The following is a 25,228-nucleotide window of genomic DNA, read 5'->3' as shown; positions in this document are numbered from 1 at the left end:
GGGAGTGACTAATTTAGGTTCTTTTCTTGACTTTATAGTGATTTAGCGTCAAGGAAAACTTTTTTAAAATCATCAAGGAGTCATTGGTCAAGACAATAGTTACTATAAATGAAAAGTTATAGTTTTTTCTTACTTGGGCAAAAAGATAATAGTTATTATTGAAAAAACTCTATGTAATAGAGTCGAGCCATAAAAGTAAATATTTAGTTAAGATTTTTCTTATAGGATCCATATAAGATTTCTTTAATGATTTTGCTTGAGACATTAACCACTGCTGATGAAAAAGTGGTAAGTTGATTTACAACAGTAAATTCTGCTAATGACAAACACCTCAGTTCATCCAACTGAGGCGCGAATAGATTTCATATTAGGTGTGAATAACACATAAAAAAGCAATGAACATAATTGTTCTGTTGCCCTGATTTGGATACCCAAAAACAATTGTAATTAACAAGTTTTAATGTTATGGCTGACTTTTCAAATCAATTTTCTCGACGTAAATTTTTATTAACCGCTGGAGTTTCTGCTGTAGGATCTGTATTCCTCAAGGGTTGTTTGGGAAATCCTCCCGACACTGCCAGCACAAGTCCAGTGCAACAAGTTGTTGCAACCAATATCAGTGCAGCAGATAAACCAGAAACAACCAAAGTTAAGCTAGGGTATCTGCCTATTGTTGAAGCTGCTCCTTTGATTATTGCAAAGGAAAAAGGTTTCTTTGCTAAGTATGGTCTGACCGAAGTTGATATCTCCAAACAAGCTAACTGGGGTTCGGCTAGAGACAACGTAGAAATTGGGGCTGCTGGAGGTGGTATTGATGGTGGTCAATGGCAGATGCCTATGCCCTATTTGATTTCTGAAGGACGGATTACAAAGGGTAACCGAAAAATACCCATGTATATCTTGGCTCAGTTGAATACTCAGGGTAGTGGAATTGCGATCGCATCTAAACACCAAGGCAAAGGTCTTAGTGTGAAGATTGCTGGTAAAGAAACATTTTTTGCTCAGCTCAAATCAGCAAAAAATATCTTTAAAGCCGCCATGACTTTCCCTGGAGTGAATCAGGAGTTTTGGATTCGCTACTGGTTAGCAGCATCGGGTGTCGATCCAGACAAAGATGTTCAACTACTAACAGTACCAGCAGCTCAAACGGTTGCCAATATGAAGACGGGGTCGATGGATGCTTTTAGTACAGGTGACCCTTGGCCCTACCGAATTGTCAAAGATAAGATTGGCTTCATGCCAGTATTAACTGCAGAAATCTGGAAAAATCATCCAGAAGAATATCTTGCAATGAGGGCAGATTGGGTTGATCAAAATCCCAAGGCGACTAAAGCGCTGTTAAAAGGTCTCATGGAAGCACAGCAGTGGTGCGATAACTTTAACAACAGAAAAGAACTCGCTCAAATCCTTTCAAAGCGGAATTACTTTAACGTGCCTGCAGACGTTCTCAACGACCCATTCATGGGTAAGTATGACATGGGTGATGGTCGCACTGTTAACGATAAAAAAATGGCATCTCTGTATTGGAAAGACGAAAAAGGTAACGTATCCTATCCATATAAGAGCCATGACCTTTGGTTTTTAACTGAAAGTGTGCGCTGGGGCTTTTTACCACCAGATACTTTAGCAAATGCCAAAACACTGATAGATAAAGTTAACCGTGAGGATTTGTGGAAAGAAGCTGCAAAAGAATTGGGTGTTCCAGCTGCGGACATTCCCACCAGTACGTCTCGTGGTGTTGAAGAATTTTTTGATGGTGTCAAGTTTGACCCTGAAAATCCAAAGGCTTATTTGCAAAGTCTGAAGATTAAGAAAGTGAAAGTTTGAGCTCAATCATCACTCAATAAAAAACACAACATTAGAAGAGGAAATAAACAATGGTAACCCTACAAAGACGCTCTCGGACAAATACTGGTGATAATGCTTGGTTCTCCCGTCTGCAAAAGCAATATCCTGGTTTGATACCACCGATTATAGCGATCGCCATATTTTTAGTTCTATGGCAGTTGTTTGCTTGGACTCCTGGTGCAGCGCTACCAGGACCAATCCAGGTCATACAAGACACTTGGATACTGATTCTGTATCCCTTTTATGACCGAGGCGGTACAGACAAAGGTTTATTTTGGCAAATCTTGGCAAGTTTACAACGGGTAGCAATTGGTTACTCACTTGCGGCAATTGTCGGTATTAGCTTGGGGATTGTGATTGGTACAAGTAAAGTCATGTCCAGGGCTTTAGATCCAATGATTCAATTATTCCGAACTGTACCACCTCTGGCTTGGGTGCCGATTTCTCTTGCTGCATTACGACAAAACGAACCTGCTGCACTGTTCGTGATTTTTATTACGGCGATTTGGCCCATCTTAATAAACACGGCAGTTGGTGTAAAACAAATCCCTCAAGATTACAACAACGTTGCCAAAGTTCTGCAACTTTCTCGTCGGGAATATTTCTTTAATATCCTTATTCCTGCTGCTCTCCCCTACATTTTTACAGGTTTAAGAATTGCGATTGGTTTGGCTTGGTTGGCGATTATTGCGGCGGAAATTATCATGTCCGGTATTGTTGGAATTGGCTTTTTTATCTGGGATGCGTATCAGAATAACAAAGTCAGTGAAATTATTTTGGCTCTCGTTTACATCGGTGTGGTTGGTTTGATACTCGACAAGTTGATGGTTTGGGTACAGTCGAAAATTTTGCCAGAAGAACAGAAGTAATTGTTAGTTGCTTCTTGAGCGAAGAAGATTTATTTAATGAACCGCGAAGGCACGAAGAGCGCAAAGAAAGAAGAAAAAGAGAAGATAAGTAATCTTGTCGCGGGAAAAGAGTGGTTATTCATCCTTTGTCATTAGTAAATGGCAAAGGGTAAGAAACAAATAATAAAGAACAAGGAATAAAAAAATGAGTGTTTTTGTTGCTGTTGACCAGATTGATAAAGTTTTTTCCTTAAGTAATGGTGGTGAATATATTGCTCTTAAAGGAATTGACCTTCAGATTAAAAGAGGAGAATTTATCTCTCTGATTGGTCACTCTGGTTGTGGTAAATCCACGCTGTTAAATATGATTGCTGGTTTGGATTTACCAAGTGAAGGTGTGGTAACGCTAGAAGGAAGAAGAATTACCAGACCTGGTCCAGATAGGATGGTGGTGTTTCAGAATTATTCACTCTTACCTTGGCGGACAGTACGAGAAAATATTGCTCTTGCTGTAGACTCAGTGCTCAATGATTACTCTGTGGATGAGCGCAAGGCAATTATAGAACAGCATATCGATATGGTAGGGTTGCGTCCTCATGCTGACAAAGCCCCAGCAATGTTATCGGGTGGACAAAAACAGAGGGTGGCGATCGCCCGCGCCCTAGCAATTCGCCCGAAATTACTCTTGCTAGATGAACCTTTTGGTGCATTAGATGCACTCACACGAGGCAATTTGCAAGAACAGTTGATGCAAATTTGTCAAGAAAATCAAGTCACCGCCGTTATGGTGACTCACGATGTCGATGAAGCGGTGCTGTTGTCCGACCGAATTGTGATGCTGACAAATGGACCAGAATCCAAGATTGGAGACATTTTGGAGGTGGATATTCCTCGACCCCGTAAGCGGATGGAAGTGGTAGAACATCCTAGCTACTACAGCTTGCGCAGTGAGATGATTTACTTCCTGAATCAACAAAAACGGATTAAGAAAATTAGGGCAAGGAAAACAGCAGCGATCGCCCGTCATGGTTTAGAAAAAGTCAACCTGGAAATAGGTTTCCTTCCCCTGACTGCTTGCGCCCCTCTGGCTGTCGCTAAAGAAAAGGGCTTCTTCGCCAAACATGGTTTAGATGAAGTGACTCTGGTGCGCGAAGCGAGTTGGCGCGGAATTACTGATGGGATTAGTGGCGGATATTTAGATGCAGCGCAAATGCCTTCTGGGATGCCAGTTTGGATGACAGTGGGAGGTGATAAGGGTCGTCCTGTACCAGTTGTTAGCGCCCTTACACTGACTCGTAATGGTAATGCTATTACCCTGGATAAACGTTTTTACGACCAAGGAATATATTCCCTGGGAGACTTTAGACGATTATTACAATACTCTACAGACCAACGCCATACTCTTGGGATGGTTCATCCTTCCTCAATGCACAACATGCTGTTGCGTTACTGGTTAGCAGCTGGTGGAATTGATCCTGACTATGATGTTTCCCTGAAAACGATTCCTCCAGCTCAAATGGTCGTTGACTTGCAAGCAGGGACTATTGATGGTTACTGTGTGGGCGAACCTTGGAACCTCCGGGCATCAATTGAAGGAATAGGCTTTACCATCGCTACAGATTTGGAAATATGGCTAGGACACCCAGGCAAAGTTTTAGGAGTTCGGGAAGACTGGGCAAATGCTTATCCTAACACCCACGTTGCCTTAGTCAAAGCCTTGTTAGAGGCTTGTCGATACTGTGCTGATGAAAATAATTTTCCGGATATTCGTGAGATTTTATCTCGGCCAGAGTATGTCAGCACAAGTGAGGATTACATTCAACTTGGTGATCCAAACTCCTATGTATGTAGTCTAGAACAACCAATGCGGCAGTATGCCCATCACCTATTTTTCGGAGATGGTGTGAATCGTCCCAGTCGAACAGAACATCTATGGATGATGACTCAGATGGCACGTTGGGAAGATATTCCCTTCCCCCGGAACTGGTTAGAAATCCTGGAACGAGTTTGTCGAGTCAGTGTGTTTAGCACCGCCGCACGAGAACTCGGTCTACTTGATATTAAGTATAATCGCGGCCCGATTGAGTTGTTTGATGGCAGTGTGTTTAATGCTGATGATCCTATCGCCTATCTCAACAGTCTTGACATTAAACGCAATTTCTCAGTAGCAGAAATTGCTATTAACTCACGCCAGGTTTCAGCAGTTAGTTGAGAATTGTAGATTTTTGATTCTGAATTTTGAATTGGGAAATACTGACATGTACGAGCGCACTTTTTCTAACACTTACAGACAGTCCGGGGCAACAGCTACACACCAAAATCCTTTCTTACTGATTGAGAACGTTTCCAAAATCTATCCCACATCAAAAGGTCCTTATACAGTCTTACAAGACGTGAACCTCACCGTGAATGAGGGCGAGTTTATCTGCGTCATCGGTCACTCTGGTTGTGGAAAATCAACTATGCTGAACATGGTTTCTGGGTTCGCCACACCCACCCACGGATCAGTGTTGCTCAACTCCAAACCCATCACTCAGCCAGGACCAGATAGAATGATGGTATTCCAGAACTATGCTTTGTTACCCTGGTTGACGACTTCGGAAAACATTTACTTAGCGATTAACGCCGTTTTCCCAAGTAAGCCAAAAGCACAGAAGGCAGCAATTGTACGCGAACATTTAGCACTGGTGGGATTGACAGAAGCTGCTGATAAAAAGCCGACGCAAATTTCTGGGGGGATGAAACAGCGGGTTGCGATCGCACGGGCTTTAGCAATTCGTCCCCAAGTTTTAATCTTAGATGAACCTTTTGGGGCGTTAGATGCAATCACCAAAGAAGAATTGCAAGAAGAATTGTTGAAAATTTGGAACGAACGGCGATGCACAGTGTTGATGATTACTCACGACATTGATGAAGCATTGTTCCTAGCAGACCGTTTGGTAATGATGACTAACGGACCTGCTGCTAAAATTGGTGAAGATATCCAAATTCCTTTCTCTCGTCCGCGCGATCGCGCCCGGATTATGGAAGATCCAGAATACTACAGACTGCGGAACCACGTCCTTGATTACCTCTACCGCCGCTTTGCGCACGACGAGTAAATGTGACAAACCTAAAATCTCGTTTCCAGGTAGAACCTGGAAACGCAATCAAAATGCCCCCTCACCATTAAGTGAAGCGGTTTCGTTTCGTTTATAGTATTCTCTATTCCCACTAAATGAAAGCTATGAGAATACTCATTTTAAAAACGACATTAGCAACTGCAACAGCTTTAATTATCGCATTGACGGGAATAACTCCCGCTCATGCTATTACCGTGAACTTCAACTGGAATGGTAATAATAATTATTCCGCTATTGGTTCATTTAGTTATGATGAAAACACCGCGCCAGCAACTTTTTCAGAAAAAGGGGCTGGACAGACTTATGTTTTACAATCGCTCAATGTTTCTTTCTTCGATCCTCTGAAGAATGTTATTGCTACTTATAATAACGTTGTAGATGGCGTATCAATACCTAAATATTTCCAATTCAACTTCAACACCGTCACGCAAGAAATCTTTGGTTTAATAGATTTAGGAGGCGAAGTCGCAGGCGAGACTTATTTAAAAGGAACAGTTAATACTGACTTATCACTATTTCAAGTTCCTGAATCTGGTACTGATGTAACAATAGACAGTAATTCAGGAGCTATTGTTGTTAAGCCTGCACCATAACTGAGTTGTTCAGTGAAGTATTATAGCGTTAAATTGAAACTCTTAAAAAGGCAGATCCCACCCAAATCAAAATGATGGGTGGGGAGTGCGCTCAACATTTTTGTTCAAACACCCTCTAAGAAACCGCCAAAGAAATCTAACGTTTCCTTCAACGCTTTCACAAAAACATCTATCTCTTCACGAGTATTGTAAAAAGATAAACTTGCCCGTGCAGTCGCCGCAATACCTAAATGACGGTGCAATGGTTGTGTGCAGTGGTGTCCAGAACGAATGGCTATGCCTTCTTGATCTAATAATGTCGATATGTCGTTAGCGTGGATTTCGCCAGCGGTGAACGCAGCAAGAGCAGCTCTACCCAAACCTGCTACTTTAGGTTTAGGACCGTAGATACGAAGTTGAGGAATTTGTTCTAACTGCTCAAACAGATAGCCAGTCAACTCAGCTTCATATGTATAGATTTTGTCCATACCAAGACTGCTAAGATAGTCTACCGCTGCACCAAGAGCAATAGTTTCGCCAATAGCTGGTGTCCCCGCTTCAAATTTATGTGGCAAATCTGCGTAGGTAGAATGGTCTAAAAACACCTCAGCAATCATTTCTCCACCACCCAAAAAAGGAGGCATTTCTCGCAGCAAGTCTAACTTGCCATACAAAAAGCCAATCCCACTTGGAGCACACATTTTATGACCAGAAGCTACCAACCAATCACAGCCAATTTGCTGTACATTGATAGGCATATGAGGGACACTTTGGCAAGCATCAATTAATACTCTAGCACCGTGTTGGTGAGCAATTTCGCAAATTTCCTTCACAGGGTTAATACAACCCAAAGTGTTAGAAACGTGCACCACCGACACCAATTTCGTTTTGTAGGAAACCAGTTTTTTGAACTGTTCCAAATCAAAAGTTTCTTCTGCAGCCAGTTCAACAAATTTCAGCACCGCGCCCGTCTTTTGGGCGACAAAATGCCAAGGTACTAAATTACTGTGGTGTTCCATCACCGAGAGGATGATTTCGTCCCCTCGCTGCAAATTGCTCATTCCCCAACTGTAAGCAACCAAGTTTATCGCCTCAGAAGCATTACGAGTGAAAACAATTTCCTGGCGCGATGCAGCATTTACAAACGCAGCAACCTTGTCTCTGGCTGCTTCGTAAGCTTCCGTCGCCTTAGCGCTCAGAGCATGTACACCGCGATGTACATTGGAATTGTACTGCTCGTAATAGTCTCGAATCGTGTTGAGAACAAGCAGAGGTTTTTGTGACGTAGCAGCGTTGTCGAAGTAAATTAAAGGTTTGCCGTTAACTTCTTGGTGTAATATCGGGAAGTCAGCACGGACTTGATCAGCAAGGGTTCTTTCTTGGGTATAAGTCATATTAGTTATGAGTCCTTAGTCATGAGTCATTGGTAATTGACTGATAACTGTTAACTATTTGTGTGAGTCTTTCTTGTAAAGAGGGGACAGGTATTTGGTTGATAACTTCAGCTGCGAAGGCATTAATTAATAAATTACGAGCATCATCCTGATCAATACCCCGACTTTGCAGGTAGAAGATTTCATCATCCTCCAACTGACTAACCGTAGCACCATGAGCGCACTTCACATTATCTGCAGTAATTTCTAACTGAGGCTTAGTATCAACCCTAGCCTTCGGCGATAGCAACAAATTCCGGTTCAACTGTGCTGCATCAGTCAACTGCGCAGGCTTAGGAACAAAAACCTTACCATTAAACACAGCATGAGCGCGATCGCCAATAATACACTTATGCAATTGCTGACTTCTGCCATACGGATAATTGAGAGCGATCGCACTATGAGTATCCGCCAACTGGTTCCCCCCAATCACCGTCAACCCATTCAGAATCGTTTCCGTTTGCTCACCAGCCTGTAAAATCTCCAAATTGTGACGCGACAGCCTTCCACCAAAAGTGATTGCATGACAAGTATACCGACTGTAACGAGCTTGAGAAACAGCAGTCTTCCCAATGTGGAAAGCCTCCGCACCTTCCAACTCAAGCCGAGTGTGATTCACTTGAGCATTTTCCTCAAGCCAAATCTCCGTCACCGCATTGGAAAAGTAAACCCTCTTCTCCTCTTTCTCCTCTGCGCCCTCTGCGCCTCTGCGGTTCGTAAATTCCTCAACCAACGTCACACTACTACCAACCTCCGCCACCACCAAACAACGTGGTAAAGAAATCGTCGCACACTCACCAGCAGTAACAAACACCAAATGAATCGGTGTTTCCACCACCACATTCTTCGCCACCCAAACCACAGCTACATCTTTGATTCCACTCGTATTGAGCGCAGTAAACACCTCATGCGCCCCCTCAGTTTGAGCCAAATACTGCTGCACACGCTGGCGATCGCCTACAGGTAAATCAGCCAAATTACTAACGATAACCCCATCAGGCAAACCTGCAACCGCAGATAACTCAGGCGCATAAACCCCATTCACAAACACCAAACGGTTCGCAGCTTCTGGTATCGAATGAATATCCGATAAACTGATATCTGCTGGCTGACTCCCAACACCTTCAAACTTTACCTTCCGCAAAGACGACAAATCGCTAAAACGCCATTCCTCATCGCGAGTGGTGGCAAGAACCGATTTACGCACCCAAAGCGTAGCGCGATCGCGTAACTCCTGCAACCAAGCATCAGCACCGTCAAAAGACGTGTGTTCATCTATGATCTGATTTAATAACCCAGTCAGTTCAGCATCCCTATCCAACACAGCAGACGCCAAATCAACTGGATTTGAATTAGGAACCGGACTAGGAGAAACTAGAACGCTCATCACACACCCACCTCATCAAGCGCATCTTCCAACACCCAGTCATAACCGCGTGATTCTAACTCCAACGCCAGTTCCTTACCACCACTCGTGAGAATTCGTCCATTTGCCATCACATGAACAAAATCTGGCACAATATAATTCAGCAACCGCTGATAGTGAGTAATCATAATCGTGGCATTTTCCGGACTCGTCAGCTGATTCACCCCGTTCGCCACAATCTTCAACGCATCAATATCCAAACCTGAATCAGTCTCATCCAAAATTCCTAACTTTGGTTCTAGAAGCGCCATTTGCAAAATCTCATTACGCTTCTTCTCACCACCAGAGAAACCTTCATTCAAACTCCGACTCAGGAAAGCAGGATTCATCTTCACCACATCCAGCTTTTCCTCAATCAAATCATCAAAATCAAACGCATCCAATTCCTCTAAACCCTGCGCCTTACGACGAGAATTATAAGCCACCCGCAAAAAATCCAAATTACTCACACCCGGAATTTCCAACGGATATTGAAACGCCAAAAATATACCACTTCTCGCACGTTCCTCCGGTTCCATCTCCAGCAAGTTTTGCCCCAGGAACGTCACCTCACCGCCAGTCACCTCATACGCCGGATGTCCAGCCAGAACCTTAGAAAAAGTACTCTTACCAGAACCATTCGGTCCCATAATCGCATGGATTTCACCCGAACGTACCTCAAGATTCAAACCCTTAAGAATTGGCGTCCCATCAACTTCCGCTGTCAAATCTCGTACTGACAGCACAACTTCACTATTCTCAATAATCATCGCTCTTCTCTCTCTTCTCTTCTCTTCCTTGGCGCACTTGGCGTCTTGGCGGTTTTTTATTCTCCTCGTTCCCAGGCTCTGACTGGGAATGCTATCCACAAGGCTGAGCCTTGCATCTATCATGAGGCTGAGCCTCACAGTATGCGTTACCAGGCTCAGCCTGGTAACGAGAATTAACCAACACTACCTTCCAACTTCAAACTCAACAGCTTATCAGCCTCCACCGCAAACTCCATTGGTAGCTGATTAAACACATCCTTACAGAAGCCACTAATCATCATCGAAATAGCATCTTCTGACGAAATGCCCCGCTGTGCGAAAAAGAACAATTGATCTTCCCCAATCTTAGAAGTAGAAGCCTCATGCTCCACCTTGGCAGTATTATTCTGTACCTGAATATAAGGAAAAGTATTCGCGTGAGCATTATCCCCAATCAGCATAGAGTCGCACTGGGAATAGTTCCGCGCCCCTTGAGCCTTAGGATTAATTTTCACCAACCCACGGTAGCTGTTACTAGAGTTACCAGCGGAAATACCCTTAGAAATAATCGTGCTGCGGGTGTTCTTACCAACGTGAACCATCTTGGTACCCGTATCAGCTTGCTGCATATGATTCGTCAGCGCTACCGAGTAAAACTCACCCACAGAGTTATCACCCACCAGCACGCAGCTAGGATACTTCCAGGTGATAGCCGAACCAGTTTCTACCTGTGTCCAAGAAATCTTAGAATTCACACCTTGACACAAACCGCGCTTGGTGACGAAGTTATAGATACCGCCTTTACCGTTTGCGTCTCCAGCGTACCAGTTCTGCACGGTGGAGTATTTAATTTCGGCGTTGTCGAGGGCGACGAGTTCTACGACAGCAGCATGTAGCTGGTTACTGTCGTACATTGGTGCAGTACAGCCTTCCAGGTAGGAGACATAGCTGTCGTCTTCAGCAACAATCAGTGTTCGCTCAAATTGTCCAGTTTCGCCATTGTTGATCCGGAAGTAAGTGGACAGTTCCATCGGGCATTTCACACCCTTGGGAATGTAAACGAAGGAACCATCGCTGAACACGGCGGAATTAAGCGCTGCAAAATAATTATCTGCTATTGGGACAACGCTACCCAAGTACTTGCGCACCAATTCTGGATATTCTTGTAAGGCTTCAGAAATGGAACAGAATATGACACCTTCTTTGAGGAGTTTTTCTTTGAAGGTGGTTCCGATAGAAACGCTATCGAAAATCGCATCCACGGCGACGTTTGACAGTCGCTTCTGTTCTGACAGGGGAAGTCCCAGCTTTTCAAAGGTTTCCAACAAAGCGGGATCAACTTCATCTAAGCTCTTAAGCTTTTCTTTCTTTTGTTTCGGCGCGGAGTAATAAATGATATTTTGGTAATCAATCACCGGATACTTAACGCTTGGCCAAGTTGGTTCTGCCATTTTTTGCCACTGGCGAAAAGCTCTCAAGCGAAAATCCAGCATGAACTCTGGCTCGTTTTTCTTGAGCGAGATAAGGCGGATGGTGTCCTCGTTTAGTCCACGCGCTATTGTGTCGGCTTCGATCTCCGTGATAAAGCCGTACTTGTATGGCTGGTTGACTAATGTTTTGACAGTGGAACTCATTGGTAGTTTTCTCTTGCGTTCACTATGTAGAATCTCTTTAAGGAAGGGAGACGGGCTTTTTTAACCGATTCCCATGTTTCGTCACCGAGTGGTTACGAGACTGCTAAAATAACTATATAGACTAAAACAACAACATTGTTGTTTAATGTATATTCATTTTAAGCTAGATTAACAACAACATTGTTGTCAAACTTATATTTTTCTGCAAATCAAATGAACTTTTGGGACGACGATGGAGACTACCCACCAGTCCTCAACAAAGCAAGATATTCTAGAATATCTTTTGAAACACTCACAGGCTACAGCTTTTGAGTTAGCGGAATCTCTCGATATTAGCCCCCAAGCAATTCGTCGCCATCTTAAAGATTTAGAGGGCGAGGAGTTGATTTCTTTCTCTGTGTCAGTGCAGGGGGGAATGGGGCGTCCACAGCATGTTTATCAATTGACTCGTAGTGGACGCGATCGCCTGCGTCCAGATGGTGCTGATGGTTATGGTCAATTTGCGGTTTCTCTATTGGACACATTAGCAGAAACGGTCGGACACGACCAAGTTAGTTCAATTTTACGCAAGCAATGGGAACGCAAAGCAGAAGAATATCGCGATCGCGTGGGAAACACTTCCCTCTCAGAAAGGGTGGCAATTTTGGTAAAACTGAGAAAAGCTGAGGGCTTTATGGCTGAGTGTCATCCTGTAGAATCGAGTGAGTCATCACAAGGCGACGGATTTATTTTAACCGAACACAATTGCGCTATTTCTAACGTTGCAGAATCTTTCCCCAGCATTTGCGGTCATGAATTAGAAATGTTTGCTACAGTTTTACCTGATTGTACAGTAGAACGTACTCACTGGATTATTAACGGCGAACATCGCTGCGGCTATTTAGTACAAGAGCGAAAAAACAAACTTTAAGTTTTTCCATTAAGTGAGTAGCCGCAACAAGTGAGCATTTTTATTAAGTCTAAACTAAAGATTATAGGTAGTTAGTTATCGGATTTACGAACCAGTGATTCCTAACCCGTTACAACCGCAACATTTGAGTAAAATTTAGGCAAATCTTAAACAAAAGTTATGGAGTTACCATCACCACAGTCAGCACCACAATTTATAACTCCAGAAGAGTTAACAAAAGTCGATGCTGCTTTGCTCTCCTCACCAGAGAAATTTTTAACTCGATTGACAATCTCATCTCTGAGGCTTTTGAAGCAAATCGCCCAAGAAAACGAAGTGAACATTGAAGATTTAACAGCCCAGCAGGTGATTGATTGGTTTGAAAAAGATGGAAAGATTCGGCGAGAGCAAGGAATTGAGGCAGCTTATTTAAAGTGGTAAGCTTAGAGCAGTTTTCAATTGGGTAGAATACAGCTTGGTTGTAGGGGCACAGCATGCTCATTGGTGTTAACTTAAGCTGAAACTCTTGTTATTACGTTACCGGGATGCTTTATTCTACTCATCCACAATTGTCGCTCTACCTCACCCCGGTTTTGTCTTGCGCCAAAACCGCCCCTCTCCTTACTAAGGAGAGGGGATGTGAAGCGTAGCTTTACGGGGGTGAGGTCAAACCAACGTGGAATTAAGGCTTAAACGTTAAGTTGACACGTATGAGCATGCTGTGCCCCTACCATCGCCCTTTGTAGTCTATGCAAATGAAAAGCGCTGTTAAGCGTTCCCTGCCAAAACTTGTTAACTTTATTTTAACGAGCTACTTATTTCTTCTTTAACACAGGAGTTAAATATTCTGGAATACCCTCTAGCTGAATAACGTTGCACCCAAGCTTATAAGCAAATTCAACGGATTCTCCAGCACCCAATACATTATAAAAAGCTGTTGCAAATTTAATTGCAGCTTGATCACCAATCTGCTTGTTCATTCCAATCACGTAGGGAATATGCTTAACAATCGCTTGGGCTTGAACTTCTGAGTAACAAGCGTTGAGAACAACGCACTCAATGTCAGAAGCAAATAACTCGAATAGTCTAGCCAAAGCTTGTGTATCTACTAATCGCACATTCCCGGTTTCATCCTCCAGCGCCAAACCATCATCACCTGTACCATGACCGCTAAAATGAACAATTTGTGGCTTAAAGTCCAATAACGATTGGTAAACTTCTTGAACACGCACAGCCGAACGCTGTTTTAGGTCAAATAATTCTCGTTTTTTTGCTCGTTGCAATGCAGCGTCAATTTCTCGCACCTCTTCACCTAATCGCAGGGGCAAACTGTTTTTTGGATTTGCTGCCAAAATTAAAATTGTTTTGACTGCAGAATTGTTGGCTTCTGTTTGTCCAACTTGGTTGTAGTTGGTAATATCACCACCGATTTGATGGGCATTCACTGAATCAGCGTTTACAAGACCTCCAGCGAATTGAGCGCCTTGTAAGTTGAATTTAGATTGTCTATTAGGAGTTTCTGGCATAGATTTACAAAAACTAGGGGGGTAAGGGGAGCCAGTGCCGTGGGCGGGTTCCCCGACTTGAGGCACCTGGCGTTGTAAGGGTGTAGGGGAAGGAAAATCCGCCTAACTAGTGCATAAGTTGATTTTGCTAGCAGCTAATTAAAGAAGGAAGGGCAGCAAATAAGTCTGATTCACATAATCAGATTTTTGTCAATGTGTAAGTCCTAATATAATACAGACAACCAACAACATTCAAACAAGCCATGCCGGAGTCAGAAAACCCCAAAGACCCTAAAAAAGTCTCTAATAATGACTTACGCAATTCCCAGTTTGCAGGTGGGTTTATCGATGCCCAGAACGTTAATGCTGGGCGTATAGGCGGCGATATTCGCAATAATTGGAATTTTTCCTTTGGACAAAGAGCTAGTAATGAATTACTGAATCCCAAAACCAGAAATCATATACGGCAAATACTGTTAAGACAAGTCAGCACTGAAGTTGAAAGCCGGATAAAAACCTCTCTCCATAATCGGATTTATATTGTCCAAGATACAGACCAAAATCCCTCTGAGATTGAATTACCTTGGGCAAGTCAAATAAAGGTGGGTTCCACACCAAAAATTCATTTAACAAATACCGAAATAATCGCAATCTATGATCAACCTGATATTGCAGGTAGATTATTGATTTTGGGGAATCCTGGTGTCGGAAAAACTACCATGCTTCTTAAGTTAGCTCAGGAACTAGTCAAGCGTACTAAAAATGACTCAGCACATCCGATTCCAGTGTTATTTAGTTTATCTTCCTGGAAAAATGATATCAACAGTATTAAAGATTGGTTAGTAGACCAGCTTAAACATAAATATGGGGTACGGAAAGATATTGGTAAACAGTTAGTAGAAAATCAAGAAATTCTACCACTTCTAGATGGGTTGGATGAATTAGCGGCAGAACGTCAAGAAAAGTGTGTTGACAAAATTAATGATTTTATAAACGCTGGATGGAGCAATCCTTTAGTTATTTCCAGTCGAATACAAGAGTATCAACGTTATAAAGCTTTGCTTCAACTAAATAATTCTTTGGAACTATGCCCTTTTACTCAAGAGCAAGTCAACCAATATTTACAAAACACAGATAATTTACAATTGTGTGACAGTATTAATCAGGATGAAGAGTTAAGCAAATTAGTTAAAACACCACTTTTATTAAATATTATTGTACTTTCTGCTCAAGAACTATCAATAGAAAAATGGCAGCAGTTAAAGTCTTCTCAGGAACGCCTAAGTTATCTATTTGAGGCTTACGTCAGCGGGATGCTGAAACGTAAATATAGAGGGACACAACCTGATCCAGAAAAGACTAAACGCTGGTTAAGCTGGTTGGCACAAAGGTTAAACGATGAAAGTGCAACTGAGTTTTTGATTGAAAGAATTCAACCGAGTTGGTTGAAAAAGAAAATTCAAAAATTTGTTTATAATTTGATTGCATGGGGACTTATAGGAGCGCTGATTACAGGGCTGATTAATGTGCTGATTAATGGGGTGATTACAGGGCTGATTGATGGGCTGATTTCCGGGCTGATTTTTGGGCTGATTTTTGGGCTGATTTATGGGCTGATTTCCGGGCTGATTTTTGGGCTGATTGGAGATCTAATAGAAAAGAAAATAGAAAAGATTAAATTAATTAATCATCTGATAATTTTTAGGTTAACAACTATAAAATTCATGATTTCCGGGCTGATTTATGGGCTGATTTATGGGCTGATTTATGGGCTGATTTCCGGGCTGATTTATGGGCTGATTTCCGGGCTGGTTTATGGGCTGATTTATGGGCTGATTTATAGGCTGATTGGAGATGAAATTCAAACAGTTGAGATTATAAAAATTTCTCTAAAAAAGTCTTCAATCGGGCTGATCTCCGGGCTGGTCTCCGGGCTGATTTTAGGGTTAATTTTAGGGCTGATACAAAGCATTCAGCAGTTGAGAGAAGGACTGATTTATGGGCTGATTTTAGGGCTGATTTTAGGGCTGATTTTAGGGCTGATTTTAGGGATTGATGGGCAACCAATTGAATACAAAACTATTCCTAATCAAGGAATTCGCCAATCAGTTATTAACACTGTTATTATATCAACCATCACTTTTTTATTGGCTACATTAATACTTATTCTAGGAATAAAAATATTCGGATGGAAGCTAGACTTAAGTTCTAGTTTAGTGTATGGATTAATTATTGGACTGCTTATTGCAATACCTAGAAGTGGAACACCAGCTATCAAACATTTTGTTTTACGCGTAATTCTCTGGGCTAATGGTTACGCTCCTTGGAATTATGCCAAGTTTCTTGACTACTGCACCAATCGCCTATTTCTACAACGAGTAGGGGGCGGCTATCGGTTTATGCATGATTTATTACGCCAGCACTTTGCCAATTACTCTGTTCCAAGGAATTTAGCACCTATTCAAGAAACTACAGTAGCAACTTCTGTTTTGATTCCAGATTATATTTCATGTACCAGTTGCGGTCATCATAATTCTACTAATTGCAAGTTTTGTACGCAGTGCGGAATGGGATTGAAGAAACTAGATATTTGAATTTTTAAGATGCGCAGGGGTGTAGGCAATACGGTTTGGTTAGCTTGTTCATGTCAGGAGATCCCCCCAACCCACGCCAGACGCTTCAAGTCGGCAGAGCCGCCCAACGCGCTGGCTCCCCTTAAAAAGGGGGGCTTTTAACTCAGATCTTGCACCAGTCGCATTACCCGCCTAGGGTTTAAACCCCAGGCTAATAGCTAAAGTCTTCGCGCATAAGACTGAGTAAGAATTTCAGTCCATTTCAATGGACTTGGGCTACTCGCTGTAGAAATTTATTTCTTGGCGGACGAGAATTATGGTGCAAGATCTGAGTTAACCCTCTTTTACCCCCTTTTGAAGGCGATCGCCGCAGGCGGGGGGATCTTATGCGCGTATTGGTTGCACTCGCTGCGGACATTTTACATTTAACTAAGTTGAACTACTTAACAAAAAAAAGCACCTAAATAAAGGTACTGTGTAAAGAAGGTTGAGACATTAATTTGTCTAAACAGGTTTTTAAAACAAGCTATGCAACGTAATGATTAGTACGTGGACTGCGAGTTCCAGTAGCAGCTCCAATCATTGAAGCGAGTAAACCTAACAAGGAACCAAAGACAAACCACCATAAACCGGAACGTACATTTGCTGCAATTTCTCTTGCCTGTTGAGCACTTACGTTAGGTGTGTTTTGCGGTATATTCGCACCACCTTGTTGCACCTGGTTAACCACAGCACCAGCATTAGAAGCAGCAACACCAAAAGCGCCGGATACTCCGCTTGCTAGTAACCAAGAGCCAACTGCTAATGTTGTTGCCCAAAGTATTGCACCGTTGAGAAGAGCTGTGTTGCGGTTCATCGGACCACAAGCACGAGCCATTACCCAACCACCAGTAAATAGCGAAATCAACAAACCAATAGTAGACCAAATACCAATATTACCTGTGACATCTGAAGCAATTGTTCTCGGTCTACCTGAACCTTCAACGGTACCTGCTCCGATCGCAGCAAAAATAGAACTTAAAACCAATTGAGTTGCTAGGGCAATCAACAAACCAGAAATGATAGGACCCCAACGAACACGGTCGTGATAATCAGCTCCTCTATCTACTACTGTATGCTCGGTAATGACTTGATCACCGGCTCGATTTGTATATGACATAGACTATTTATCCCTTACTACTCCAGTAAACTTTTTTTTAGCTATTTATGCTGATGGTTCAAATTAGACTACTTCTAAAAATCTTTTATCTCTATCACAAGAAATAATTAACAACTATATCTTTAGTCACATAACTATCATGATTTTCAATGATGTTTTTTTAAGTGCTCATACTTTGACAAAACGAAAAACTATAGAAAATCATTAACAGAAGTTTACAATCGTAATCAACATAACTTCATTATGTTTTCATTCTATCTCTAGTCATTTAATGGGAATGATAAATTAATGTCTTTCATCAAGTGGCAAATAGTTATGAGTGAACAGTTAACAGCCATCAGTTATCAGTGAACAGATTATAAGCAATAACTGATGACTGATAACAGCTAACGCAGCTTCACCGCAGTACCTGTAGCAGTAATAAGCATGAGAACACCTGATTGGTCAACATTGATTGTGCCAGTATCGACTTCAATACCAACAACAGCATCTGCCCCTAGACGTAATGCCCGTTGCTCTAATTCTTGTATAGCCTTGCGTTGACCTTCCTCAAAGAGGCGTTCGTAGCTACCTGTGCGCCCGCCAACAACATCCCGGATGCTAGCAAAAAAATCTCGTAAGAAATTACTACCGTAGACAACTTCCGCCGTCACGATGCCTAAATATGACTGAATGACGGCTCCTTGAATGACATCAGTGGTGGTTACAATCATAGATTTCCCTCAAAAAGGTAACTATCGGCTCAAATTCCTGCTTGGATTTTTAAACGTCGAAGCAGATACTTGGAAAGCAGATTTTATGAAAAAAACTGTTAATTTATTGTAATCTCAAAAAAAAAAGAAAATTATCGTAAAAATTTTGTAAATATAAACTTAGAGATCTTGTAAAATCAAAAAAATCTGTTTTAATAGACAATCAGCCACGGAGATTGTGGAAAAAAAGTTGCAGGAACTTTTAGGTAATTTACTGTGTACAAACGAACATCATTTATAGTAAGTGTTCTTTTAGTTGGGAGCTTTCTGGCAACAATCCCTTTGGTTGCTCAAGCTCAGGATGCATTACCACAACAACAAAGTAGCGAAGAGATAAAAGGACTTTTACAAGAAGGACGCAAGCTAGTAGATAGTGGTGATTATAATGGGGCGATCGCTCTTTATCAAAGAGCATCCACTCTGGAGCCAAAAAACGCTACGATTTATTCTGGCATTGGCTACCTCTACGCCCAACTAGGAAACTTTCCCTCATCACTACAAGCTTACCGTCGTGCTGTTGCCTTAAATCCAAACAATAGCGATTATCAGTATGCTTTGGGTTATGTCAGTGGTAATTTAGGAGACAATAAAGCAGCAAAGGACGCCTACCGGCGTGCAATTCAAAGTAATCGGAGTAACGTCAACGCTTACATAGGGTTAGCGACAGTTCTATTGCGTTTGGGAGAGAAAGACAATGTAAAATGGGCATACGAACAAGCTGTTAGCCTTGATCCCAAAAATCCCCAAGTTTATGAGTTGCGAGGTAACATCTTAATGAAGCAGGGTAAATCAAAAGATGCGATCGCAGCATTTCAACAAGCGAGGAGTTTATACCAAAAGCAAGGTAAACAGGACAGCGTAGTCAGGATAGAAGCCGTGCTACGAACTTTGAAAGGATAAAATTAGTCCAACTTGCGTCCGGTTAATTCAACAAAAATATCTTCCAAGTTAGAGGGACGAACCATCATGCCAGTTTTGTTTTCTTGTTGATTAAGATATGAGTTAGCATCTTCCAAAGTTGGGAAAAAAACATATTCCCAACGTTCTCCTACTTGCTTGACGACTAAGCCCTCACCATGAGTAGAGCGTAACTCTTGTAGAGTGCCAAGAGATATTAATTTTCCGCCATCCATAATGCCAATGCGGTCACATAAATACTCGACTTCATCCATATAATGAGTCGTAAGCAACATCGTCATCCCTTGCTTATTCAAATCCCGAATAATTTCCCAAAGACGTCGCCTTGTTTGAGGATCTAGTCCCACTGTTGGTTCATCTAGAAACAGAATTTGCGGTTGATGCAACAAAGCCCTTGCTATCTGTAGCCGCCGCTTCATACCTCCAGACAGAGTTTTTACTAAGCTATTACGTCTAGGTGCGAGTTCAACATACTCCAGCCATTGATCAATTAGGCGCTGTCGCCCAGGATTGGCAATGTGATGTAGCCTTGCGTGCAGCTCCATATTTTCCCATACTGTTAAATCTCCATCTACACTAATTGCTTGCAACACAACACCAAGACACTGTTTTGCTAGTATGGGTTGGCTGACGACATCATATCCAAAAACCTCTATCTGCCCCTGGGTTGGTTTTGTCAATGTGGTTAACATCCGAATTGTGGTAGATTTCCCTGCACCATTGGGACCTAGTAAACCAAACATATCTCCCGCATTGATAGTGAATGAGAGGTCATTCACCACAGGAATGTTATTGTAAGTTTTGTGGACGTTTTCTAAGTGAACAGCAACAGTCATGGGTAGCAACGCATCCGAAAATTTCATCACATATTGTGCCCATTGTGCCAGATGAAAACGCTTAAATTTGAAATTTACACTAAATATTTTTGCAACACAAAATAATCCCTTGCCTTTTATAGTATGATGGCAAGGGGATAACGAATCACCAGGATTTGACCAAACCACGTCAAACGAACCTGTAATCTATTTGTTACTTTTGCAAAAATTAGTTACAATTGTTTCAATTAGGAGTCTCATCCTCACCACAAGAACGACTCGTTTTTGGCAATATCTGTACAGGCTGAGAAGGTTCAAGTAACTTAAGATGGTTCGCATCGGATCTAGCCTCTACTTGAGCTATGATCTCTCTAAGTCGTTCATTCACGACAGCTGGTCGGCGCTCTCTTTTCATACGTTCCAATCCTAATACAGTAGCTGACCCAGATAACAATAAATAGTGGAAACCATCATTATATAGCAATTCAAAGTTGACTATATAATGTTGAACTTCTTTTTTAATATAAAAGCGCAGATGGAGACAGATAAACACAGGTAAACTATCTATGTCCATCTACTCCGGCATCCATCTGCGGTTAGAAATAACTTTAAAACTCCGCTAAAATCTTTTCGGCTTCCCGACACAGCACCTCGTGATACTGCCCGTTGCTTGCAAGCAAACCACCCCACTGATTCACATCACCAGTGTTATATTGCAACGGGGTGCCATCAAAATGAGTGAACTCACCACCAGCTTCTGTTAAGATGAGTTCTGGAGCAGCTATATCCCAATCTTTGGGAGCAGACTTACCAGAAAGAGAAATATAAATATCTGCTCGTTGTTCCACAATTGCAGCAATTTTGCCGCCCACACTGCCAACTGCTTTGTGATTTTGACATGGTAGGTGTTGCAGTAGGTAATTTAATCTTTCGTTACGGTGGCTACGACTGACAACTAAAGTTAAATCCTCAATGCGTTCTCGTGAGGATACTTGTAGTGGTAAAGTTTTGCGTTCGCGGGTTTCTACAAAAGCACCGCCTCCCTTTATGGCATAGTACAACTTTTCTGCTTCAGGTACTGCTACCACGGCGAGCACTGGGCGTGTTCCCTGCACTAATGCGATGTGGATAGCATATTCCCCAGTTTTTTCGATGAAGTCTCGTGTACCATCCAAAGGGTCAATTATCCATACCCATTCTTGCTGAACTTGTTCCCCTTGGTAAGTTTCTTCGCTAATGTAAGCAAAATTCTCTTTGCCTAAAGCAGCTTGTAGATTCTCCAGGATGTAATTATTGACATTGACATCTGCAATAGTGACAGGCTCATTCTGCTTGTATTGTACTTCTAGCTTGTCGTCAGTCTGGTGGTAATAAGAACTCAGTATATCTGTTGCTCCCCAACCCACGGAACGAGCTAGTTCTAAAATGTTTTCTAAGTCTTTCATTTATCGCCTTGTCCCCTTATCAAATAGAATGAGAAGCGCAAAACTCCCGTGCTTATAGCCGTAAAGATGTAGCGCTAACGGCAATTTTTCTTGCCCTCCGGGTTCAGCAGTTGCTACAAGTCGGCACTGTCCTCCCCAACGCACTGCTTCACCGCGACATCAAGTAATATTGTGATGCCTTTGCTCCTCAATATACTTTGGTATTGTATGGCTAGAAACATTGTGAATCTCCCGGTTTGTAGCTGGGTAGGGCGTTAAAGTTTGATTACTTTGTAACTGAATAAGTTGCACATCGCCTAAAAGTGACGCGAAGATGGAAAGGGGACACTACAAAGTGCAAGGATTTACTCTATGCAATACAAGACAGTCCAGCAGCACCAACGACTTGGTATCGAAGTGCTGCAAGGTTGCAATCTCATGCAACTTACAGATCAACAGGTACAGGAATTCAAAAAATCTCTTTGGGAACACGGTGTTATCGTCGTCAGACAGCAACATCTTACTGCATCACAGTTGAAGGAATTTGCCCAACAGACTTTTGGTTATTCAAGGCTTGGGCGTCAGCAGCCTAAACCCAATGATCCCGAAATCGATCCAAACTTACTTTCTCCAGGTGTACATATCTTAGGAAATCCCAAAGGACATACTCAGGAAATTGTGGGCAAGTTTGCTTGGCAATGGCATCATGACAAAGACCACCTTCCAAAAACGGAAGGACTGGATATGAATGCTCTGTATGTGGTGATGCTTTATGGAGTGGAAATACCTCAAGGAGTCGATGGACAACCTCACACGACTGAATTTCTCGACATGATAGAAGCATACAACAACTTTGAACCAGAACATCAGCGGCAATTAGAGTCAATGAATATGTATCATTTGTCGCCCGTCTTTAGTGAGTCTGAGAGTGATGTTCCTATGAAAGTGCATCCAATCGTATCAACCCACAAAGTGACTGGGCACAAAGGATTATATCTTGGCTCAGACACATCGATTCCTGTTGGTATGGAAGAGAAACGAGAGTCGGCAAAACAGTTTTGGCAAGAACTATTTGAGACTGTTCTGGATCGCACACCAGTTTTCGCTCATGTTTGGCAACCGGGCGATATTGTTTTTTGGGACAACTCGCAAGTTATGCACACAGGCACTCCCTACGATGCCACGCAGTATAAACGCGTCGCTTTACGCTTAGGAGTTGTGGACAACACTTATGTCTAGATACTGTCAATTGGCTTGTTATGCTCTAATCTCCGATTCGGTTTCCTAGAGTACTCTCGCTTTTTCAGCGATTGTAAAATCAGCACAGCAATCGACTACTAAGAATGCATCCAGCGGCGCGTGCCAAAAAATTGACAGGAAAATGAAGTCATATGAGCTGCTTGCTGCAACGCAGTGGTAAAACTTTCCTGTAAAATGTGATGACAAAAAGCACCGTGGAAAATATCTCCAGCCCCTAGTGTATCAACAGCTTGAACAGCAGGTACATCTATAACGCCAGCTTTTCCATCTTCGAGATATCGAATCGGTTTTTCTCCATGAGTGATGGCAATGTGACAAATACCAAATCCACTCAGATAAGCAAAAACCTCATCTTCAGTCTCGCAGTTGGGCGGATGAAAATTAGCAGAACAAATAGCGTAGTCTACAAAAGGTAAGACTTTCTCAAAGCCGTTTTTCCAACTACCACCATCGATAACAACTGGGATATTCCTCGCTTTAGCTATTTGGGCAATTTCACTTCCAACAGCCATTTGATGTCCATCTATTAAAACAATGTCAACGTGTTGTAAAATTTCTGGCCAAATAGATTCACGGTTTGCTTGAGTTTTGACAGCGTTTATGGAAACGACTGCGCGTTCACCAGTTGCTTGGGTGACAATAATAGAAGAAACTGGTGGCGCGTTTTGTGTGTTGGGATCAAGGTCAATTATTTCAACTTTATAATTTGCTAAATCTCCTTTTATCAACTGCGTCATTGGGTGACAACCTACTACGCCCAAGACTGTCGCTTGATTACCCAAATGACTGAAAGTAACAGCCGCGTTTGTTGCTGGACCACCTGCAGCAACAGTGTAGTCAGCAGCGACTATTTTCTGATTACTCTGAGGAGGAGATTGGGCAAGGTAAATCAAATCTAAAGTGACTAAACCGACAAATAACCCACTTTTTTTCATATAGTTCAACGAATCACAGGCAAGCCTGACAGCGCCATCGCTATTTCTTCAGCACTATATTCAGTATCGCGTAACAATCCTGCCTGATAATCCATGTACGCTTGCATATCGAAGTGACCGTGACCACACAAATTGAATAGGATGGTCTTACTCACTCCTTCTTCCTTGCAGCGTAGTGCTTCATCAATCGCACCCTTGACTGCATGATTAGCTTCAGGGGCAGGTAAAATACCTTCACTACGGGCAAAAGTTAAACCAGATGCAAAACAATCAAGTTGTGTGAAAGCTCTTGTTTCAATCAAACCCAAATCTACAACGTGACTGAGCAAAGGTGCCATACCATGATACCGCAACCCACCTGCATGAATGCCTTGGGGAACAAAGGTGCTGCCCAAAGTGTACATCTTGACAAGGGGAGTGAGATGTGCTGTATCGCCAAAGTCATATGTATATTTGCCCTTAGTTAAGGTTGGGCAAGCAGCCGGTTCAACTGCCACAAATTTGATATCACTTTGCTCACCGCGCAGCTTTGCACCCATGAAAGGAAAGGCAATACCAGCAAAATTACTACCGCCACCTGTACAACCCACGATAATATCAGGATAGTCACCTGCTTGCTCCAGTTGTGTCAGCGCTTCTTGACCGATGACAGTCTGATGATGTAGCACATGATTCAACACGCTACCTAATGAATATTTTGTCTGCTCATCTTGAACTGCCACTTCTACCGCTTCACTAATGGCGATCCCCAAACTGCCTGTGCTATCAGGATTTTCTTGGAGAATCTTTCGCCCTGCTTGTGTTTCATCACTGGGGCTAGCTATAACACGCGCACCAAAAGATTCCATAAAAGCGCGACGATATGGCTTTTGTCGATAGCTTACTTTTACCATGTAAACCACGACTTCTAAGCCAAAAAAAGCACCAGCAACTGCCAGCGAAGAACCCCATTGTCCTGCACCAGTTTCTGTTATCAGGCGCTTTACCCCTGCTTGCTTGTTGTAATAAGCCTGTGGAATCGCTGTATTGGGTTTGTGGCTACCAGCTGGACTGACACCTTCGTACTTATAGTAAATTTTAGCAGGGGTATCAAGAGCTTCCTCTAGGCGTCGGGCGCGGTAAAGTGGAGTTGGTCGCCACTGACGGTAAATTGATTGTACTTCCTCAGGAATTTCAATCCAGCGTTCAGTGGTAACCTCTTGGGAAATCAGCGCCGCTGGAAAAAGGGGTTCTAAGTCTTTTGCTGTTATTGGCTGATATGTACCAGGGTGTAACACTGGTGCCATCGGCGTGGGTAAATCAGCCTGGATATTGTACCAGGACTGTGGTATTTGGTTTTCGCTAAGCGTGTATTTGATCGTGTCCATTGCTCAAAAGTGACTACAAT

22 protein-coding genes are annotated in these 25,228 nt (G+C 42.5%); 10 read left to right on the top strand and 12 right to left on the bottom strand.

The genetic code is table 11. The annotated features are described in order from the left end of the window. Nucleotides 1–465 precede the first annotated feature (465 nt). The 5 genes from AC5590_RS05890 (at nt 466) to AC5590_RS05870 (ending at nt 6,411) form a co-directional block, all read left to right on the top strand. A complete protein-coding gene (locus tag AC5590_RS05890) occupies nt 466–1,827 on the top strand; it encodes a CmpA/NrtA family ABC transporter substrate-binding protein (RefSeq protein WP_169263339.1) in 1,362 nt (453 codons plus the stop codon). A 50-nt stretch (nt 1,828–1,877) separates the two neighbouring features. Next, nucleotides 1,878–2,717, top strand: a complete 840-nt coding sequence (gene ntrB, locus AC5590_RS05885; protein ID WP_169263338.1) for a nitrate ABC transporter permease — start codon at nt 1,878–1,880, stop codon at nt 2,715–2,717. 184 nt (nt 2,718–2,901) lie between these two features. Beyond that, nucleotides 2,902–4,908 carry an ABC transporter ATP-binding/substrate-binding protein gene (locus AC5590_RS05880; protein ID WP_169263337.1) on the top strand — a complete coding sequence of 669 codons (2,007 nt, stop codon included), beginning with the start codon at nt 2,902–2,904 and terminating at the stop codon, nt 4,906–4,908. A gap of 46 nt (nt 4,909–4,954) precedes the next feature. Beyond that, complete coding sequence (locus AC5590_RS05875; RefSeq protein WP_169263336.1) at nt 4,955–5,797, top strand: ABC transporter ATP-binding protein; 843 nt, start codon at nt 4,955–4,957, stop codon at nt 5,795–5,797. A gap of 125 nt (nt 5,798–5,922) precedes the next feature. After that, nucleotides 5,923–6,411 (top strand): hypothetical protein, encoded by a 489-nt coding sequence (locus AC5590_RS05870; protein WP_169263335.1) that lies wholly within the window; start codon nt 5,923–5,925, stop codon nt 6,409–6,411. Between the two features lie 104 nt (nt 6,412–6,515). Here the strand turns inward: AC5590_RS05870 and AC5590_RS05865 are convergent, their stop codons facing one another. From AC5590_RS05865 to sufB, 4 genes are all read right to left on the bottom strand, one after another. Next, the gene (locus tag AC5590_RS05865; protein WP_169263334.1) at nt 6,516–7,784 is read right to left on the bottom strand and encodes a SufS family cysteine desulfurase; all 1,269 of its coding nucleotides are present in this window, start codon (nt 7,782–7,784) and stop codon (nt 6,516–6,518) included. 19 nt (nt 7,785–7,803) lie between these two features. After that, on the bottom strand, nt 7,804–9,210 hold the full coding sequence (sufD, locus tag AC5590_RS05860) for a Fe-S cluster assembly protein SufD (protein WP_169263333.1): 1,407 nt from the start codon (nt 9,208–9,210) through the stop codon (nt 7,804–7,806). Then, a complete protein-coding gene (gene sufC, locus AC5590_RS05855; protein ID WP_169263332.1) occupies nt 9,210–9,998 on the bottom strand; it encodes a Fe-S cluster assembly ATPase SufC in 789 nt (262 codons plus the stop codon). Before sufC ends, sufD begins: the two co-directional genes overlap by 1 nt. A 173-nt stretch (nt 9,999–10,171) precedes the next feature. Further along, entirely contained in the window at nt 10,172–11,611 is a 1,440-nt protein-coding gene (gene sufB / locus AC5590_RS05850) for a Fe-S cluster assembly protein SufB (RefSeq protein ID WP_169263331.1), read from the bottom strand. Nucleotides 11,612–11,843: 232 nt separating this feature from the next. Here sufB and sufR point away from each other — a divergent pair, with 232 nt between their 5' ends. Together sufR and AC5590_RS05840 are read left to right on the top strand one after the other, a co-directional pair. Continuing rightward, a complete protein-coding gene (gene sufR, locus AC5590_RS05845; RefSeq protein WP_169263330.1) occupies nt 11,844–12,521 on the top strand; it encodes an iron-sulfur cluster biosynthesis transcriptional regulator SufR in 678 nt (225 codons plus the stop codon). Nucleotides 12,522–12,680: 159 nt separating this feature from the next. Next, a complete protein-coding gene (locus AC5590_RS05840; RefSeq protein ID WP_169263329.1) occupies nt 12,681–12,941 on the top strand; it encodes an NDH complex assembly factor CRR9 in 261 nt (86 codons plus the stop codon). A gap of 374 nt (nt 12,942–13,315) precedes the next feature. On the opposite strand, the gene AC5590_RS05835 is transcribed toward AC5590_RS05840, so the two are convergent. Continuing rightward, nucleotides 13,316–14,026: a CHAT domain-containing protein gene (locus tag AC5590_RS05835; RefSeq protein ID WP_248277135.1), complete on the bottom strand. Its 711-nt coding sequence runs from the start codon at nt 14,024–14,026 to the stop codon at nt 13,316–13,318. Nucleotides 14,027–14,268: 242 nt separating this feature from the next. On the opposite strand from AC5590_RS05835, the gene AC5590_RS05830 reads away from it, so the two are divergent. Next, complete coding sequence (locus tag AC5590_RS05830; protein WP_282453042.1) at nt 14,269–16,599, top strand: NACHT domain-containing protein; 2,331 nt, start codon at nt 14,269–14,271, stop codon at nt 16,597–16,599. Nucleotides 16,600–17,104: 505 nt separating this feature from the next. On the opposite strand, the gene AC5590_RS05825 is transcribed toward AC5590_RS05830, so the two are convergent. Both AC5590_RS05825 and AC5590_RS05820 read right to left on the bottom strand, forming a co-directional pair. Then, nucleotides 17,105–17,737, bottom strand: coding sequence for a hypothetical protein (locus AC5590_RS05825; RefSeq protein ID WP_169263328.1), 633 nt, complete (start codon nt 17,735–17,737; stop codon nt 17,105–17,107). Between the two features lie 386 nt (nt 17,738–18,123). Continuing rightward, nucleotides 18,124–18,450, bottom strand: a complete 327-nt coding sequence (locus AC5590_RS05820) for a YbjQ family protein (protein ID WP_169263327.1) — start codon at nt 18,448–18,450, stop codon at nt 18,124–18,126. A gap of 255 nt (nt 18,451–18,705) precedes the next feature. On the opposite strand from AC5590_RS05820, the gene AC5590_RS05815 reads away from it, so the two are divergent. Then, entirely contained in the window at nt 18,706–19,389 is a 684-nt protein-coding gene (locus AC5590_RS05815; protein WP_171977717.1) for a tetratricopeptide repeat protein, read from the top strand. A gap of 2 nt (nt 19,390–19,391) precedes the next feature. Here AC5590_RS05815 and AC5590_RS05810 read toward each other — a convergent pair whose 3' ends face one another. The 3 genes from AC5590_RS05810 to AC5590_RS05800 form a co-directional block, all read right to left on the bottom strand. Beyond that, a complete protein-coding gene (locus AC5590_RS05810) occupies nt 19,392–20,243 on the bottom strand; it encodes an ABC transporter ATP-binding protein (protein ID WP_169263366.1) in 852 nt (283 codons plus the stop codon). A 223-nt stretch (nt 20,244–20,466) separates the two neighbouring features. Further along, the gene (locus AC5590_RS05805) at nt 20,467–20,637 is read right to left on the bottom strand and encodes a hypothetical protein (protein ID WP_169263326.1); all 171 of its coding nucleotides are present in this window, start codon (nt 20,635–20,637) and stop codon (nt 20,467–20,469) included. A gap of 193 nt (nt 20,638–20,830) precedes the next feature. Beyond that, nucleotides 20,831–21,667 (bottom strand): 3'(2'),5'-bisphosphate nucleotidase CysQ family protein, encoded by an 837-nt coding sequence (locus tag AC5590_RS05800; protein WP_169263325.1) that lies wholly within the window; start codon nt 21,665–21,667, stop codon nt 20,831–20,833. 351 nt (nt 21,668–22,018) lie between these two features. On the opposite strand from AC5590_RS05800, the gene AC5590_RS05795 reads away from it, so the two are divergent. Beyond that, the gene (locus tag AC5590_RS05795; RefSeq protein WP_169263324.1) at nt 22,019–22,885 is read left to right on the top strand and encodes a TauD/TfdA dioxygenase family protein; all 867 of its coding nucleotides are present in this window, start codon (nt 22,019–22,021) and stop codon (nt 22,883–22,885) included. Between the two features lie 98 nt (nt 22,886–22,983). Here the strand turns inward: AC5590_RS05795 and AC5590_RS05790 are convergent, their stop codons facing one another. Together AC5590_RS05790 and AC5590_RS05785 are read right to left on the bottom strand one after the other, a co-directional pair. Further along, on the bottom strand, nt 22,984–23,841 hold the full coding sequence (locus AC5590_RS05790) for a sugar kinase (RefSeq protein ID WP_169263323.1): 858 nt from the start codon (nt 23,839–23,841) through the stop codon (nt 22,984–22,986). 5 nt (nt 23,842–23,846) lie between these two features. Continuing rightward, nucleotides 23,847–25,208, bottom strand: a complete 1,362-nt coding sequence (locus tag AC5590_RS05785; RefSeq protein WP_169263322.1) for a TrpB-like pyridoxal phosphate-dependent enzyme — start codon at nt 25,206–25,208, stop codon at nt 23,847–23,849. Nucleotides 25,209–25,228: the final 20 nt, after the last annotated feature.

The organism is Brasilonema octagenarum UFV-OR1, from assembly GCF_963888615.1.
GTDB lineage: Bacteria > Cyanobacteriota > Cyanobacteriia > Cyanobacteriales > Nostocaceae > Brasilonema > Brasilonema sennae.
This window is presented reverse-complemented; position numbering and strand designations above follow the sequence as displayed.

What these genes read in the sequence shown, in the direction of transcription:
- sufC (WP_169263332.1), bottom strand. Translation starts at nt 9,998, where the DNA reads ATGATTATTGAGAATAGTGAAGTTGTGCTGTCAGTACGAGATTTGACA.
- sufB (WP_169263331.1), bottom strand. Translation starts at nt 11,611, where the DNA reads ATGAGTTCCACTGTCAAAACATTAGTCAACCAGCCATACAAGTACGGC.
- AC5590_RS05840 (WP_169263329.1), top strand. Translation starts at nt 12,681, where the DNA reads ATGGAGTTACCATCACCACAGTCAGCACCACAATTTATAACTCCAGAA.
- ntrB (WP_169263338.1), top strand. Translation starts at nt 1,878, where the DNA reads ATGGTAACCCTACAAAGACGCTCTCGGACAAATACTGGTGATAATGCT.
- AC5590_RS05890 (WP_169263339.1), top strand. Translation starts at nt 466, where the DNA reads ATGGCTGACTTTTCAAATCAATTTTCTCGACGTAAATTTTTATTAACC.
- AC5590_RS05870 (WP_169263335.1), top strand. Translation starts at nt 5,923, where the DNA reads ATGAGAATACTCATTTTAAAAACGACATTAGCAACTGCAACAGCTTTA.
- sufD (WP_169263333.1), bottom strand. Translation starts at nt 9,210, where the DNA reads ATGAGCGTTCTAGTTTCTCCTAGTCCGGTTCCTAATTCAAATCCAGTT.
- AC5590_RS05820 (WP_169263327.1), bottom strand. Translation starts at nt 18,450, where the DNA reads ATGATTGTAACCACCACTGATGTCATTCAAGGAGCCGTCATTCAGTCA.
- sufR (WP_169263330.1), top strand. Translation starts at nt 11,844, where the DNA reads ATGGAGACTACCCACCAGTCCTCAACAAAGCAAGATATTCTAGAATAT.
- AC5590_RS05805 (WP_169263326.1), bottom strand. Translation starts at nt 20,637, where the DNA reads ATGAAAAGAGAGCGCCGACCAGCTGTCGTGAATGAACGACTTAGAGAG.
- AC5590_RS05825 (WP_169263328.1), bottom strand. Translation starts at nt 17,737, where the DNA reads ATGTCATATACAAATCGAGCCGGTGATCAAGTCATTACCGAGCATACA.
- AC5590_RS05790 (WP_169263323.1), bottom strand. Translation starts at nt 23,841, where the DNA reads ATGAAAAAAAGTGGGTTATTTGTCGGTTTAGTCACTTTAGATTTGATT.
- AC5590_RS05835 (WP_248277135.1), bottom strand. Translation starts at nt 14,026, where the DNA reads ATGCCAGAAACTCCTAATAGACAATCTAAATTCAACTTACAAGGCGCT.
- AC5590_RS05810 (WP_169263366.1), bottom strand. Translation starts at nt 20,243, where the DNA reads ATGACTGTTGCTGTTCACTTAGAAAACGTCCACAAAACTTACAATAAC.
- AC5590_RS05875 (WP_169263336.1), top strand. Translation starts at nt 4,955, where the DNA reads ATGTACGAGCGCACTTTTTCTAACACTTACAGACAGTCCGGGGCAACA.
- AC5590_RS05785 (WP_169263322.1), bottom strand. Translation starts at nt 25,208, where the DNA reads ATGGACACGATCAAATACACGCTTAGCGAAAACCAAATACCACAGTCC.
- AC5590_RS05800 (WP_169263325.1), bottom strand. Translation starts at nt 21,667, where the DNA reads ATGAAAGACTTAGAAAACATTTTAGAACTAGCTCGTTCCGTGGGTTGG.
- AC5590_RS05880 (WP_169263337.1), top strand. Translation starts at nt 2,902, where the DNA reads ATGAGTGTTTTTGTTGCTGTTGACCAGATTGATAAAGTTTTTTCCTTA.
- AC5590_RS05830 (WP_282453042.1), top strand. Translation starts at nt 14,269, where the DNA reads ATGCCGGAGTCAGAAAACCCCAAAGACCCTAAAAAAGTCTCTAATAAT.
- AC5590_RS05865 (WP_169263334.1), bottom strand. Translation starts at nt 7,784, where the DNA reads ATGACTTATACCCAAGAAAGAACCCTTGCTGATCAAGTCCGTGCTGAC.
- AC5590_RS05795 (WP_169263324.1), top strand. Translation starts at nt 22,019, where the DNA reads ATGCAATACAAGACAGTCCAGCAGCACCAACGACTTGGTATCGAAGTG.